Source organism: Ulvibacter sp. 2305UL32-6, from assembly GCF_058148545.1.
The window spans coordinates 1-719 of sequence record NZ_JBYVKA010000070.1 but is presented as its reverse complement, the minus strand read 5'-3'; the positions used below and the strand labels follow the sequence as shown (position 1 = coordinate 719).

The following is a 719-nucleotide window of genomic DNA, read 5'->3' as shown; positions in this document are numbered from 1 at the left end:
CCTGTAATTATGACAAAACATTCACTGAAAATATTATTGCTGACTTTAATTTTAGTTTCAACATCTTGTAAAAAAGAGATTGATTCGATATTAGAGCTAGAAGCTGATTACAAAGTAATTGAATTAGATTACGGATTTGATAACTATATGAAAAATACTAGAGATAAATCCGAGCAAATTATTATCAAGCAAAGAAATTTAGTCTTAATTGATGTCGACAAAAACGGAGATACATTTATTGAGGACATTTTTGTTCCTGACAGCTTAATTATATCTGAATTTAAGAAATACATAGTGCCGAATCCAACGGATGAAAAAATGCCAATGACTGTTGAAAAGGATTTTGAATATTCTGGAAAAGTCAATATGCATAAAAACATAACTATACTGGCAAGAATTGACAAAGAATTGAACTACGAGAAATACAGAGAAATCAGAAACAAATTTTATCTAGCTTATAATGAGGTACGGAATGAATTCTCACTCTCGAAATTCGACAAAAGTTTGACTGAATTACTGAAATCGGATGAACAAGAAGACATTATAAAATGGCGAGAAATAAGACAAATTTTTCCAGTCCGATTAACAGAATCGGTGGACTAAAAATAACTACTGGTAACAACGTGTATAGCTCATTGCGGCAGAATTCCTAATCGGAATTCATTGCAATTTGCTATCTTTCGGTTATTGCGGAAAATCATAGCTGATTTTCCGCAACG

At 31.6% G+C, this 719-nt stretch carries 1 protein-coding gene; it reads left to right on the top strand.

Annotated features, from left to right (window positions below; genetic code table 11):
* A partial coding sequence (locus ACY2RU_RS17760; protein WP_490139825.1) for a hypothetical protein occupies positions 1–603 on the top strand: 603 nt, incomplete at its 5' end.
* Positions 604–719: the final 116 nt, after the last annotated feature.